The following is a 13,647-nucleotide window of genomic DNA, read 5'->3' on the forward strand; positions in this document are numbered from 1 at the left end:
CCGCCGCCTGCCTGATGTTCGAGACAAGCAGGCACACCCGGACGTCAGCGTTCGACGCAGAATTCCTCGATGGGCAGACCCACGTGCCGGGACGCCGAGGGCACGTGGCCGAGCAGACGGTCCCCGGCACGCAACTCGGTCACGTTGTGCACCACCCCGCCGGGCCCCAGCAGCCGGACGTGCCAGTCGTCCTGCGTCACCACGTTCACCGTGTCGCCGTCAGGGGTGACCGCCGTGATCGACAGCAGCGGTCGCCGCTCGATCTTGACCCGACCGATCCGGACCTCCCGCGCCTGACCGTCGGAGCGGACAGCCAGGATCGGACCACCCGCCACCAGCTCCGACACGTACTTCGTGCGGTTCCCGGGCGTCAGAACGTACGAGTGCACCGCGCCGGCGTTCCAGCGGAACGGACGGGTCGGCATGTACGGCAGTGGATGTGTCTCGGAGCAGGACAGGAAGAACCCGGTCGCGAACGAGCCGATCAGGCACCCTTCGTCGGTCTCCAGCAGCGAACAGGTGTCGATGCAGGCGCGGTCGCCCAGGCCGATGTGCTCGATCCGGTCGACGACCAGGGTGACCAGGTCGATCGCCGGAACGGATGGCGTGACGATCTGTTGCACCTTCGCGACATCGTCGACGTCACGCGGACGCAACAGCAACCCGTCGGAGCCGTGTTCCAGCACCAGCCGGACCACCTCCGCGTCGCTGATGTCGTCCACCATGGTGACGATGCGGCCGGCGGACTGCCCGGCGGCGGCGATCACGATCTCCAGCGGGATCTTCGTCGGATCTGTGAAGGTCAACACGGTCCACGGTGTCCGACCGGCGAGTTCGCAGGCGCGGGTGAGGCTCGCTGCGTCGGAGACCACGACATGTACGCCGTCGCCGTCCGCCACGGCCGGTGCCGGCTCGGCGAGCTCCCGTACCACGAGGTCGACCGCGTCGGCGGGTGCCTCCGGCGCGGCCTCGTTCGTGACGAGGATCCGCCGCACCGTCGGCGGCAGGCCAGCGAGTTGCCCGACCGAGTCGGAGACGATGCCGTCGACCCGCTGGTGGATCGCGGCGTCAACGACCGCGTCGACGATGTCGGCCGGCACCGTACGCAGATCTATCCAGGCGAAGCGCCGACCGCCCCGGTTGCCGACCGGTTCGGCGGCCGGGGCCGTGACGACCAGGTCGGTGACGATCGTGGTATCCATCTTGGGAGAACTCCTCGTTGTCTCGAAATCAGGCGGGCTGGCCCAGCAGACTGGCCGCAGGCCAGGATCACGCCAGCGCGTCCTGGCTGACACCGGCCGCGACCGCCGCCACCGCCGACGTGACCGCCATCGGATCGTGGGCGTCGAAGATGCAGCGGCCGAAGCTCAGTCCGGCCGCGCCGGCGCCGAGGATGTCGCGCGCCAGTTCGACGGTCCGCTCCAGACCGCCGAGCGGATCCCCGCCCGCGACGTACACCGGCAGCGGCGACATCTCGACGACCTCGCGCATCGCCGCCCGACTGCCCGGGTACGGCAGCTTGACCACATCGGCACCGAGGTCGGCGGCAATGCAGGCGAGGTGGGCCAGCGTCCGTGGCTGGGAGGCGGTGGCGGCGAGGCTTTCGCCCCGGGCGTACATCATCGCCACCAACGGCATGCCGAGCCGGTCACACTCGCCGGCCACCAGGCCCAGATCGCGGAGTTGGGCGGGCTCAGTGGCCGATCCGACGTTGACGTGCACGCTGACCCCGTCAGCACCCCAGCGGGCCGCTTCCTCGACCGAGCCGACGAGAACCTTCGAGTTCGGGTCGGCGTAGTGCATCGTCCCGGCGGACAGGTGTACGACGAGGCCTGCTCCGACGAACGCCCCCGGCTCGATCGACCTAATCCGCCCCTTGTGGACAATGATGGCGTCGGCACCGGCCACGATCAGGTCCTGCACCAGGCCCGCGTACGGCCGCCCTCCGGCGATCGACCCGGTGGTCAACGAATGGTCCAGCGGCACGAACAGATGCCGCCCCTTGTGCCGCGCGGTCAACCTCGCCAGACGTAGCGCTTTGCCGTAAGGCCGCAGGAGGACGGCTCCACCAGAAGCGGTCACAACGTCTCCTCGAAAGCTCCGAACCTATTGTCAGATGTTGGTTAGGGCAGGCTAACCTACTCGGGTGACGTTTCATAGTCTGACTTTGCGCAACGATGTGGACACGGTCCGCCCACTGGCGACGGCCCAACGCGATGAGTACCTCGCCCGGCTCGGCATGACCGTCGACGACGTACGGCCGCTGGACGAGGCGTCGCTACGCCGGCTCGTCGCCGGGCACCTGGCCGCCGTGCCGTTCGACAACAGTCGAATCCACCGCGGCGAGGTCGCGTCGGTCGATCCCGCCCGGATGTACGACGCGCTGATCACCCGCGCCGGCGGCGGCATCTGTTACGAACTCAACGGCTGCTTCGCGGCGCTGCTGGCCAGTCTCGGGGTCCGCACCTGGCTGGTCGCCGGGACGACCGTACCGCCACCCGGGTCGAAAAGCCTGCCGCTCGGGCACGCGGCCTGCGTCGCCGTCGTCGACGCGACGCCGTGGATCGCCGATGTCGGGTTCGGCGGCGAGGGCCTGGTCGTGCCCCTACCGGAGGGCCCGACCCGGCTGGCCACCGCCAGCGGCGCCGCCTACGACGTCGATCCCCGCCCGCGCGCGTTGTCCGAGTTCGAAGCAATGGCGTGGTGGCACAGCACCAACCCGGGATCCCGACTCGTCTCGGCGCTTGTCGTGTCGAAGACCGTGGGCACGACGGTGACGACCCTTTCCGGCCGAGGCCGGCCGGTGGCTTTCAGCCTGTACACCACCGGCGGGCCCCGCACCCCACTGTCGCCGGCGGAGGCCGCGCGGGTTGCCTTCGACGTCTTCCGGCTACCGGAACCGCTGCCCGGCGAACTCATCCGCTATGCACCGCTCGACGACGATCCGATCCGGCCGCAGGCGACACGATGAAGAGCATCGACACGCAGGTCGCCGTGATCGGCGCCGGACCCGCCGGTCTGGCCCTCGCCCGGATGCTGGCGGTACAGGGCATCGAGTCGGTCGTCGTGGAGCGGCAGAGCCGGCACCAGCTGTGCACCGCGCAGCGCGCCGGGATCGTGGAACAGCCGACCCGTGACACCATGCACGAGCTCGGCGTCGACGCCCGGATGAGCCGGGAAGGCCACGAGCATGCCGGATTCCACCTGCGACATCGACGCCGTACTCACCACTTCGACTTCCGGTCCTTCGGTGGCGGTGCCGCCATGCTCTACCCGCAGCACCACCTCGTCACCGATCTCGTCGACGCCGCCGATCAGGCTGGACAGCCGATTCTGTTCGACACCGCCGTGGTGGCGATCGACGGACACGACATGCCGCTGACCACCGGAACCAGCAGCCGGGCGGCAACCGTCCAGGCCATCGGCCCCGCAGGGCCGGTGCGGGTCCGGGCAGTCACCATCGCCGCCTGCGACGGCTTCCACGGCATCGGCCGTGCCCACGCCCTCGCCGTGGAAGCCGCCGTACGGACCCACTCCCGTAGCTACCCCTTCGGTTGGCTCGGCGTCCTCGCCCGCACCGCGCCGGATCCGACCGAGGGCATGTACTGCGTGAGCAGTCGGGGGATGAGCCTGCACAGTTCGAGAGGCGCCGAGCTGACCCGGCAGTATCTGCAGGTGCCCGCTGGCACGGCGCTGCGGGACTGGCCCGACGAGCGTGTCTGGGCCGAGCTACGGCTGCGCAGCGCCAGCGACGATCACCCGCCGCTGGCCACCGGCGAGATCATCGACCGGACACTGATCGCCGTACGCAGTCTGGTCACCGAGCCCATGCAGGTGGGCAGGCTTTTCCTTGTCGGAGACGCGGCCCACATCATGCCTCCGACCGGCGCCAAAGGGCTCAACCTCGCCGTGTCGGACGCCACTGTGCTCTCCTACGCGCTCGGAGCGTTCTTCGCCGGGGCCGGCTCCGGTGAACTGGACAGCTACAGCGACCGGGCGCTGCGCCGGGTGTGGCAGGCCCAGATGTTCTCGACCGGCATGACCGACCTGCTGCACACCCGCGACGACGATCCGCACGCCTGGCGGATCCGATGTGCGCAGCTGGACGAGCTAGTAGCGAACCCTGATGCGCGGCGCGCCCTTGGGCGCCTGTACGTCGGCACACCCTTCCCCACGCCGTGGCGATGGCAGGGAAATGCCTAGTCGTTGGGAACGTCACAGCCACCCGCTCGCTTGTTAGGTTAGGCTTACCTAACTGAATTACGAGATGGGGGACCGATGTCTTCTGGTAAGTTCTCCGGTCCGGTGTGGTCACTCTTCCGGGCCGTGGTCGGATTCCTCTTCGCCTGTCATGGCGCGGCCACCGTGCTCGGCCTCTTCGGCGGGCACCGGGGCAGCGGCGAGGCCGTCGCGCTCGGCAGCTGGCCCAACTGGTGGGCTGGACTCATTCAGTTGGTCTGCGGCATGCTGGTCCTGCTCGGACTGGCCACCCGCCCAGCCGCGATCCTGTGCTCCGGATCGATGGCGTACGCGTACTTCATCGCTCACCAACCGAACAACCTGCTGCCCATCAACAATGGCGGCGTGTCCGCAGCCCTTTACGCCTGGACCTTCCTTGCCATAGCCGCCCTCGGAGCCGGCCCGTGGTCGATCGACGCACGGCTGGGCCCGCGCCGGACCGCCGCAGCTACGGCGGGGCCCACGCAGGCCCAATGACCACACGTCTTGTCCAGCTGGAGGCGAGCCCGGCTCGGTGTCACAGTGGTCGGCGGGTGAAACCTCACTGGTCACAGCCGAAGGTCGCAGACAGTGCGAACGTGCGGCCAAAGAAGACGAGCGGCGGATGCTCCCGCAGACAGTCAACCGACAGGACATCCGCGACGATGGGCCGAGCGGCGGCACGCCTATCCCGGGGTGCGTCGATCGTGTTGTCTGACCGTTGCCGCCGATGCGGTCAGGCCTCGTCGGCGTGCCCCTCGCCGGCGCGCGGTGACGACGGGGCGGAGCACGTCGAGGGCCTACTCGGCCTCGTGCTGGCCAGCGGGATCCCAGCAGCAGGATAATGCAAGGCGACTGCTGCACTCCGCCGTCCGGAACAAGACTGTCGACGACGCGCTGAGACTTGCCCCCACGATCCCGGCAGATGACCTCGACTCCGGGGCGCGCGCCGAGCCTGTCGGCGGTGCGGTCGGCAGTACATCGATCGGTCGGCGGGTGTGCATGTCGAGCAGCAGTTGCCCTCGATCAGCCCGTGCCTGACGGCGAGGTTGAGCGCCGCGCGCAGGGTGGTGCGCAGGTGCCGCATCGCCGACGCGGACTGTGGCAGCCCTCTGGTGTTGGTGATCTGGGCGATCTGGTCGAACACGGTGCGCAGCAGTCGGGCGTCGAGGTCGGCGAGGCGGTACGGGCCGAGGTGCGGGATCAGGACCCGTTCGACATCGCGGGTGTAGTGCAGCCGGGTGGTTGCTCGGATCCGGATGTTCTGGTCGAGCCGATGCCGCAACCACCGTTCGACGGTCCAGCCGTTGGCGGTGCGCTGCTCCTGGGTCGCGGCCAGCCACTCGTCCCGTGCCCGGCGTGCCGCCGCCTGGGACGGGTAGCCGCCTCGGCGGACGCGTTCGGACCGGCCGAGCACGTTGCTGGCGCAGCAGTGGAAGTACCAGCTGCCATGGCTACGATCACCCAAACGCGGGCAGCGCCGTTCCAGCCGCCGGCCACTGGCGTCCCGACACCCGCACCGCTTGAAGATCACACCCGACGTCGCCATGACCAAACCTCATTTCTCACGAAACTCACCCTGTCCACCGACGCCGACCTGCAGTCGGTGCGGGTCGGTTAGGCTGGTACTCACACCTTGCGTCTTCCGACAGCACGTAGCTGAATCGGGCGGGCAGCTGGTGTGGTAGATCGTGGCTGGGATGGTCGCAACGCAGGAAGACCGGGGTGTCGACGACGCGCTGAGACTGACCCTCTAGCGGCGGACTGGGACTGACGCCTCCGAGGCTGGAGGGGTGATCGCATTGGAAGACTGGGCTGAGATCCGTCGGCGGCACGCGGTCTCGAACTCCGCAGAGATCGACCTCCGCGACTATACTGCGCGATATGACGGTCGCTCGTCCATTGATGCATGTCTCGTCCTGAGCGGCGGCTGCGCGCCGATGACAGTCCGATCGCCGAGTTCGCTCAGGAGTTGCGGTTCCTGCGGGAGAAGGCAGGGTCACCGAAGTACTTGCTGATGGCACGGCGGACCGGCCGATCGCGTACCGCGTTAGCTGAAGCGGCTGGCGGTGACCACCTATCCAGCTGGGACACCGTCAAGGCGTTCGTCGAGGCATGCGGCGGCGACCCGTTGGAGTGGCTACCGAAGTGGGAACGCGCGCGGGAGGCGATCCGCGAGCATCGGGCGAGCGCCGGCACCGCGTCCGTCGAACCGCAGACGCACACGGCACCAGCGGAGTCCGCCGACGACGTGGTCATCCTGCTGCGGCTGTGGCAGGAGCAGCGGGATCAGGCGCGCCAGAGTGAGAACCATCGCGCGGTCCTCAGCATCACGATCACGTTGATCTGCGCCGCTGCGGGCGTCGCCAGCGTCGGCGTGCGGCCCGTCCTGGTACAGGCGCCACTGGCCCTCACCGTCGTGGTGCTCGCGCTCGTAGGGGCGGTGAGCAGTCACAAGTACTACGAACGGCACCAGATGCACATGAACGAAGCGCACCAGCTCCGTCAGCAGCTCGACCAGCTCCGGCCGCACCTGCGCATCGAAACCACGTGGACCCGGTCCCGTACCGAGCATGCTGCCCGCTATCCGCTGGTGTACCGACTGCGGCTACACCATATCTGGGTGTCCGTTCACCTGGTGCTCGCTTTCGTGGGCACCGTGTTGCTGGCTCGCGTCGTGCTGCTGAGCCAGCTGTGACGAATCCCGACTCGCTGTTCGATCCGCTGCTGACCGTCGACATCTCGCGATTCGAGCTGCGACCGCTGTATCTCGGCGTGTTCTTCGGCGCTTTCGGCATCGACACCCGCACCAAGTTTGAGATCATCTCGGCGACGTTCGACGTTGGCCGCGACCTGCTGGCACCGTTGATGGTCAAGGCCGCCATCGACATCCTGCCTCATCTGCGGGATCTTGTGGACCGGGACCCGCGAACCCGGGTCGTCTTCGCCGGGCGCGACTCGTTCAGCCTCGGGTACGTGGTCAGCGCGATCGACCCGCAGTTCAGCACCGGCTTCTGCCGCAGCCTCTACCTCACCCGCACCATCATGGACGAGGCACTGGCCGACCTGGAGCGGCAGGGGCGGTCGTTCGCGGCGATCGAGACGTTCCGCAAGCGCCGGCCTGGCGTGCCCGGCGGCGTAGCGTGGCGCGAGCTGCACGAGTACCTGCAGGCCAGCGACCTGCGCCTGGAGTCGGCCCACGGGCCGGTGGTCATCGTGGACACCGGTTACAAGGGCAGCATCCAGGAAATGCTGGCCGCGGCGTACCCCGACGTGTCCTTCACCGGCCATTACGTCTTCTACTCGGCGGCACCCGACGATCCGCACCCGGGGACCAAGCGTGGTCACGTCTTTGACGCTGGTGCCGGACCAGCCGCCGGTGGTCGGGCTCTGCGGGGCGCCCTGCCGCGTGATCTGTCGTTGACCTTCGCCCACCACGAGGCGATCGTCGCCGTCGAGGAACTGCTGCAGGGCAGCCAGCTCAGCCCGACCGCCATGGACCCCACGGGGCGGCCCCGGCTGCGGCGGGCCAGACGGACCGACGAACCGTACGAGGGCCTGAACCCGGTACTCATCGGCGAGGAGTTCACCGATCCGGCCTTCCGCGAAGGGGTCCTCGCGTTCAACGTCTTCGCGGTCAGCCGCCTGGCTCGCCGCATCGCGGCCCACATCGATCCCTACGAGAAGGGCTGGTACCGGACCGCCACCGAAAGCCCCTGGTATGGCGAACTGTCGGCCGGGGTGGACCGGCTGCGCGACAACCTGCGGGTGTGGATCTCCCGCGACCCGGGTGGGGCGATGAACCCCACCCTGCGCCGGTTGCTCGACAGCTTCGTCCACCGCTCCGACCGCCACCTGATCCGCGCACTCGACCAGCAGATCCACGAGTGGCCGGTCCAGCGACAGGCGCAGATCTGGGCCGCGTTCGACCGCTGCCCCACGGTCGAGGCCAAGAGCCGCTTCACCCCCGACGACGCTGGCGACGAACGCGTCGAGGTGCCGCCGGTCCTGCTCCACCGGAACCGCGCGGTCACCGCCCTGCAGGCGACGGCACCGGCCCTGACGGCTGCGGAAGCCCACCGGATCGCCATCACGCTGACCGACGACCCCGAGGCCGCCAGGCTGGCCGGTGCCACGTTGGCCAGCGGCTCGATACCGGTTGACGCCTACATCGAGGGCTACCGCGCTCGCGCCGAAGAGGTCCTGGAGTCAGACGTCCGCGCCGTGAGTCGACTCGCTGTCGTCGTCGCCCAGGACCTCGCCGACCGCCATGGCGCCTGACGGTGGCGCGGTGGCCGCTCCGAGCGGTGCCGCCACCGCGCCGCAAGTCAGCGGGCCTCGATGATCACTTTGGTGACGTGGCTCCACGACGGGCAGGACGAGTACTGCGTGTGCGTCCCGCTCGGCCAGCTCCACCAGCCCGAGTTGGTCGAGCCCGTCAGGTAGCACCAGGTCACGACCCGCCAGTCACCGCCGCCGGTGCAGGTGCCCCACGCCGTGGTCGCGGTGTTCAGACCCTTGCTGCACTGAGTGGGATCGACCGCGAGGGCCGGGCCGGCGAGGCCGGCCGCGCCGATCACCGTACCCATCGCCACGGCGGCGAGCAGCGACCCGACTCGCCGCACAGGTCGCACCCCGGCACGGCCCACACGCTCGGTCTTGAGGTTCATGATGGTTCTCCTCAACCTTGGAGGCGCGACGCGCCCGTTCCCACCGTTCTACCGAAACCGCCGACCGCCGCCGACCGGCGACGGTTTACTCCACGGACGACGTTCTACGAAGACGCGGACCACCCGACCGAGGACGGTGCCGCAGGCGCGTGAACGCGGACCGTCCCGTCTGTCGCTGCTGACTGGTGCCCGGAGATGTATCGATCCGCCGGGGTGGTCGTGGTGGAGCGGGAATCCGGTAGCGAGGCGGTAGCCTCGATCCACGGTTCGATTCCAGCGTGCCGTGAGGGGACGGGTCCGCAAGTTTCCTTCCCCTGCGAGCTGGTGGTAGGGAAGTTCGGGATGGACGGGGACGTGACCGACGGCCGTCGTGATGAGACGGCCGGACTTCCGGGACTCGACACCGTGGCCTGGGACTCGTTGAATCACGCGTACGGGCCAGCGGGTGACGTGCCACAGCTGGTGAGGGCAGTGGCGGATCCCCGCGAGAGCCACGCGGCGGTCCACGAGCTGAACACGCGGATTTACCACCAGGGCGGATGCGTGTACCCGGCCGCGTCAGCGGCGCTTCCGTTCCTGGTCACACTCGCCGCTGATCGCGGGACAGCCGCCCGGGTGGCGGTGGTTGAGCTGGTCGGCGATCTGGCTCGGGCCGCGCGTAGGGCGAAGCCACGGTTTGTCGACGCGGCGTGGCCCGCCGCCTGGGCGCGGGACCTGGTCCGGCTGGTCGCGCTGCTCGACGACGGCGACCCGCAGGTACGCCGACAAGTCGGCTTTCCGTTGGCGCAGACGGTCGTCGGCGCCGATGTGGTCTTGCAGGCGGTCCGCCGGCGGTGGGAGGTCGAGGACGACGCCGCGGTCAGAATCGGTCTCCTCGCCACCGCAGGTCAACTCCTGCGCGGTCGCGCCGACGCAGAGCACGCCGAGGCGCGACAATGGTTGGCCGGAAAACGCATCGGGCCTGACCACACGCAGCGACTGGCAGCCGTGGTAGCCCTGAGCCGCGCCAGCGTGCGGAGCGGCGACGCTCCGCTCGCCGAGCAGGCCCTCACCGCACTGCGCGGCGCGGACCTCCGCCCTTGGGGCCAGGCGTGGTGCGGCACCGACCACCCTGCCGCGATGATCAGTTGGATCGACGGTCAGTGGGGCGCCGACCCGAACGGTCGGACGCTGCTGGCAGCCGGGCTGCTCGCACATCCTGACGCCGCCTACCGGTCCGGTGCGCTGCGCGCGGCGGCGGAGATCACCAGCCGCTGGCGCTCACCCACCGCCGTGCTGCTGCCGCTGGTCGCCGAACGGTTGACCGACCAGGAAGCCGAGAACCGGGCCATGTCCGCATACCTTCTGGCCGCCTGCGGAACCCGGGCCGCCGCCTGGGCCGACCAGTTGGCCGAGGCCAGTGCGGACGCCTACCTGCCAGCCGCTGATCTCGCCGTTCTCGCGCTGACCCGGCTGGGCGATCCCAGGTGCATAGCACCGCTGCTGGACCGGCTGACGAGCCCCCGACTCGGGTACGCGCTCAACAGCCACCACGGAGGCGGCTGGTGGACCCGGCCACCGGGCATCCTGGACGTGCTGAGCGGTGTGCCCCAGCACGCGGCGCGGCTCCTACCCGCGGTCAGGGCGCGCCTGCGAGCGGCGACGACGCTTGACGAACGACGAACCTTCACCCGGGTCCTCGCCGCGTGGGGCCACATCTCCGCCCCGGCGATCGAGGACCTGCTCGACCTGCTCGACAGTGACGCAGCGGTCTGGGCACTGCACGCCCTGGCGGAAACCGGTCCTCCAGACCAGCTGGCGCTTCCCACAGCCCGGATCCGGTCCCTGATCTCTGACGGGCAGCTGCCCGCCTCGGCCAGACAGATGGCGGTCAGGGCGTACTGGCGGCTGACCGGAGACGCCCAGCCCGCGCTCGACCTGTTCCTGCCGCTACTCGCCGACCGGTACCGCGAGGCACCGGCCCTGGACTTCCTCGCCGAACTGGGAACGCCGGCCCGCCGGTACGCCGACCGTGTCCGTACCCTCTTGCACGGCGCCGACCACCCGTGGCTCACAGCCGCCGCAGCGACGGCGCTGTGGCGGATCACCGGCGACCCCTCAGACTCCATCGCCCCGCTCATCGACGTCGTACGCCAGGTAACCGGCCACGGCCAGGTCTGGCCACCGACGATCCGCGCCATCGGCACCCTCGGCCAGATCGGGCCACCGGCCGCCGACGCGCTACCTGTGCTACGCCTCACCCTGGCCGGTGACCGACGCCTGGTCGAGCCCGGCCAGTGGGACAGCATCGCCCGCGACGACGAGTTCCAGCGCGTCACCGCCGTCGCGCTGCGCCAGATCGCAGCCGGGTGACGCTGGCCCGGGTCACCGCATCGACAACCCGAGTCGCGTCCGACCTTAAGCCTCGTCATAGAACCCGACCGCAGTCTCGCACGGCTCGCTGTCCTCCTGAAGCCGGTGGGCTGCCGAGCTTCCGGGGTCGCCGGACCCGCCACGACGCATATCGGGCGACCCCCGCCGCCGAGGTGGTGCTAACGGTCCCCGGCCGACCAACTCCGCAGCAGCTCCGGCGCGGACGGCAGACCGTACCGGCCGAGCAGCATCGCCACCATCGGCCCGTCCTCCCAGACCGCGTTGTCCACCAACGCACGAACCGCCGCCCGCTGGGCCTCGACGATCCGGGCGGACCCCGTCACCCCAACATCGCCGCCCCGCCCCGAGGCGTCGTAGTCCGGGAACGCCGCGTCCAGCAACGCGCCCACCAGCGTGAACCGGTCAGCGCCGGACACCGTGCCGGCCAGCCGCCATGCCAGGATCTCGACCCCATCTGCAGCCGTGTCAGAATCCAGCCGCGCCAGGGTCAGCGCCGCCAGCCCCGACATGTCCCCGTCCAGGAAAGGCCAGTCCGGCACCGGCTCGGTAGCGTCCAGAAGACAGACGTACAGCTCCTCGATGAGCTCCCGCGACGGCCGACCGGTCAGCCGGGCCAACCCCAGCACCGCCGACCACCGCTCCGCACGGTTCGGGCCGGCCAGCCGCCGCGACAACGCCTCCACCAGCCCCGCATCCGCCTCCGTCGCACCACACAGACCGGCGGATACGCAGGCCGTCGCCGCCACCACCGGGTCCGGATCCTCGTCGATCACGCGCGTCAACGCGGGAACGACCAGGTCACGCTCCTCAGGAAACCAGGCCAACAGATGCGCCGTATGCAACCGCACCGCCGGATCCGGCGACCCCAACGCCGCCACATACACCGCGACACCCGACCGGACCGCGTCGTACGCCTCCAGGTCCCACCGCGCCGCACACCGATCGGCCACCACATCCCGGTAGCGGGCAGCCGACTCCCGGCCCCGCCGCTCATCCTCGTCGCCGGCCGCAGCCACCCACATCCTCTGCTCATGTTCCAGCTCCGCCAGCGTCAGCGTCGCCTGCCGGGCCACCTCACGCCGAACCGCAGCAATGTCCGGCAACTCCGTCAACCAATAACTCTCGTCGCCGATCGCGATCATCCGCAGCACCTGGCAGGCGGCAAACCGGTCAGGCGCCGCACAATCGGCCACGACATCGATCAGAAACCCCGCCGCGACAGCACTCGCCTCGTACCGCGAACCCTGATGCACCAGACGCCCCGCCAACGCCCGGTACGCCCCACGGCGGACCGCCGCATCGCCCGACCACAGCATGTGCAACAACCCCGGAACATCCCCGGCCGCACCGTAGGCGTCCACAAGCGAAACCCAGTCCACACCCCGCAACATCCCAGTCCGCTCAGGCATACCCGCCACCACCCACCAGCATGGCTCCCTTCTCGTCGCAGCCCGGCGGCACAGACACCGGACCGCATCAAGGTGTTCCCCACCGCAGGGACCATGCCCGCCGGAGTTTCAGATATCGGTGCCGAGTCCGATCACGCCAGACCGCCAGCAATCCCCTTCCCGACGTCCGTCCCCGTTACCTGACCGCACGCCCACCCCGAGGTGCGTCGATCGTCTTTGTCTGCCCGTTTCCCGCCGATGCGGTCAGGCCGCGTCGGCACGGCCCTCGCCGGTGTGCGCGGTGACGATGCGGCGGAGCACATCGAGGGCCTGCTCGGCCTCGTGCTGGCCGACCGGCGCGGTGCGGGCCGCCACGTACCCGGTCAGGGCGTCGCGGATGACGTCGGACCGGCGGGTCGCCGACTCCCCGGCGATACGGTCGAGCTGCTCGACGAGCGCCACGGGCAGCCGGATACTCACCAGCATCATCGGCGCCTCCGGTACGCCACCGGTCGCCGGCACCGCGGTCATCGACCTGATCACCGACGCCAGGCTGTCGGTGTTCTGAAACCAGGTGATGACCTCATCCTTGCTCATCCGGTCGAAATCCGGCTCACTCACAGGACCCGCCTCCTCCACTCATCCAGGTCCGCGCCGCCCAAGGCACGAACCCCCATGATCTTGTACGTCCCCGTGCCACCGATCCGGTCACACAACACGGCGATCACCCGGCCGCTGTCGGCCAACCCCATGACGATAAGCAGCAGGTCCCCGACCACCCGCTCATGACGCAGACCCGACGGGGCATACAACGCCTCGGTCGCCTCACCGACACCGACGTCGTTCCGACGAGCATTGGCCAGGCCCTCGTCGGTCCACACATACTCGCGTTCCCCCACCCACCGACCGTAACACATCGTAATACGAGCTGTCGGCCGGACAGGCGACGACGCCCCACTCGTGCATGCGAGGAACACCCCACACGACTACCACCCCTA

At 69.6% G+C, this 13,647-nt stretch carries 13 protein-coding genes; 7 read left to right on the forward strand and 6 right to left on the reverse strand.

Annotation, left to right across the window (positions count from 1 at the left end):
• Positions 1-44: 44 nt before the first annotated feature.
• Both ACN27J_RS18930 and ACN27J_RS18935 read right to left on the reverse strand, forming a co-directional pair.
• On the reverse strand, positions 45-1,202 hold the full coding sequence (locus tag ACN27J_RS18930; protein WP_421368020.1) for a 3-dehydroquinate synthase II family protein: 1,158 nt from the start codon (positions 1,200-1,202) through the stop codon (positions 45-47).
• Between the two features lie 67 nt (positions 1,203-1,269).
• Positions 1,270-2,082: a 2-amino-3,7-dideoxy-D-threo-hept-6-ulosonate synthase gene (locus tag ACN27J_RS18935; protein WP_421368023.1), complete on the reverse strand. Its 813-nt coding sequence runs from the start codon at positions 2,080-2,082 to the stop codon at positions 1,270-1,272.
• Between the two features lie 85 nt (positions 2,083-2,167).
• Between ACN27J_RS18935 and ACN27J_RS18940 the strand changes: the two genes are divergently transcribed.
• From ACN27J_RS18940 to ACN27J_RS18965, 6 genes are all read left to right on the forward strand, one after another.
• Positions 2,168-2,971 (forward strand): arylamine N-acetyltransferase family protein, encoded by an 804-nt coding sequence (locus ACN27J_RS18940; RefSeq protein WP_421368026.1) that lies wholly within the window; start codon positions 2,168-2,170, stop codon positions 2,969-2,971.
• Complete coding sequence (locus ACN27J_RS18945) at positions 2,968-4,203, forward strand: 4-hydroxybenzoate 3-monooxygenase (RefSeq protein ID WP_421368029.1); 1,236 nt, start codon at positions 2,968-2,970, stop codon at positions 4,201-4,203. Before ACN27J_RS18940 ends, ACN27J_RS18945 begins: the two co-directional genes overlap by 4 nt.
• A gap of 75 nt (positions 4,204-4,278) precedes the next feature.
• Positions 4,279-4,716 (forward strand): DoxX family protein, encoded by a 438-nt coding sequence (locus ACN27J_RS18950; RefSeq protein WP_421368032.1) that lies wholly within the window; start codon positions 4,279-4,281, stop codon positions 4,714-4,716.
• Positions 4,717-5,251: 535 nt separating this feature from the next.
• Complete coding sequence (locus tag ACN27J_RS18955) at positions 5,252-5,839, forward strand: hypothetical protein (RefSeq protein ID WP_421368035.1); 588 nt, start codon at positions 5,252-5,254, stop codon at positions 5,837-5,839.
• Positions 5,840-6,127: 288 nt separating this feature from the next.
• Complete coding sequence (locus ACN27J_RS18960; protein ID WP_421368038.1) at positions 6,128-6,916, forward strand: hypothetical protein; 789 nt, start codon at positions 6,128-6,130, stop codon at positions 6,914-6,916.
• Positions 6,913-8,499 (forward strand): hypothetical protein, encoded by a 1,587-nt coding sequence (locus ACN27J_RS18965; RefSeq protein WP_421368041.1) that lies wholly within the window; start codon positions 6,913-6,915, stop codon positions 8,497-8,499. The genes ACN27J_RS18960 and ACN27J_RS18965 overlap by 4 nt, the downstream gene beginning before the upstream one ends.
• A gap of 47 nt (positions 8,500-8,546) precedes the next feature.
• On the opposite strand, the gene ACN27J_RS18970 is transcribed toward ACN27J_RS18965, so the two are convergent.
• Positions 8,547-8,888, reverse strand: coding sequence for a hypothetical protein (locus ACN27J_RS18970; protein WP_421368044.1), 342 nt, complete (start codon positions 8,886-8,888; stop codon positions 8,547-8,549).
• Positions 8,889-9,359: 471 nt separating this feature from the next.
• Between ACN27J_RS18970 and ACN27J_RS18975 the strand changes: the two genes are divergently transcribed.
• A complete protein-coding gene (locus tag ACN27J_RS18975; RefSeq protein WP_421368047.1) occupies positions 9,360-11,240 on the forward strand; it encodes a hypothetical protein in 1,881 nt (626 codons plus the stop codon).
• A 179-nt stretch (positions 11,241-11,419) separates the two neighbouring features.
• Here ACN27J_RS18975 and ACN27J_RS18980 read toward each other — a convergent pair whose 3' ends face one another.
• The 3 genes from ACN27J_RS18980 to ACN27J_RS18990 all read right to left on the reverse strand — a co-directional run bounded on the left by ACN27J_RS18980 (position 11,420) and on the right by ACN27J_RS18990 (position 13,548).
• Positions 11,420-12,670, reverse strand: a complete 1,251-nt coding sequence (locus ACN27J_RS18980) for a hypothetical protein (RefSeq protein ID WP_421368050.1) — start codon at positions 12,668-12,670, stop codon at positions 11,420-11,422.
• A gap of 243 nt (positions 12,671-12,913) precedes the next feature.
• On the reverse strand, positions 12,914-13,270 hold the full coding sequence (locus tag ACN27J_RS18985) for a CopG family ribbon-helix-helix protein (protein WP_421368053.1): 357 nt from the start codon (positions 13,268-13,270) through the stop codon (positions 12,914-12,916).
• A complete protein-coding gene (locus ACN27J_RS18990; RefSeq protein WP_278172223.1) occupies positions 13,267-13,548 on the reverse strand; it encodes a hypothetical protein in 282 nt (93 codons plus the stop codon). Before ACN27J_RS18990 ends, ACN27J_RS18985 begins: the two co-directional genes overlap by 4 nt.
• Positions 13,549-13,647: the final 99 nt, after the last annotated feature.

It is taken from the genome of Solwaraspora sp. WMMB762 (genome assembly GCF_049179115.1).
Classification (GTDB): domain Bacteria; phylum Actinomycetota; class Actinomycetes; order Mycobacteriales; family Micromonosporaceae; genus Micromonospora_E.